This is a genomic window from Chryseobacterium sp. SIMBA_029 (assembly GCF_046535275.1).
GTDB lineage: Bacteria > Bacteroidota > Bacteroidia > Flavobacteriales > Weeksellaceae > Chryseobacterium.
In genome coordinates this window covers 1-238 of the sequence record NZ_JAWRXA010000816.1, presented here as the reverse complement: position 1 = coordinate 238, position 238 = coordinate 1, and the positions used below count along the sequence as shown (strand labels likewise).

The 238-nt window shown below is 30.7% G+C and carries 1 protein-coding gene; it reads left to right on the top strand.

All coding sequences use genetic code 11. From position 1 onward, the window contains the following. Positions 1-238, top strand: a 238-nt coding sequence (locus SB679_RS26165; protein WP_410705328.1) for a Nif3-like dinuclear metal center hexameric protein, incomplete at both ends; no start/stop codon positions are given.

The window sequence follows — 238 nt, the reverse complement described above, 5'->3', positions numbered from 1 at the left end:
ATGATGCCTTGGAAAATGTAGTAGAAGAAGCAATTGAAAAAAACTGTAATCTTATTGTATGCTTTCATCCTATTATATTTTCAGGCTTAAAGTCCTTAACAGGAAAAAATTATGTAGAAAGAGCCGTTTTAAAGGCTATTGAAAATAAAATTGCTATTTATGCCATTCATACCGCATTTGATAATGATTTCTTTGGGGTAAATCATGGAATATGCAGCCAATTGGGATTAAAGAACAT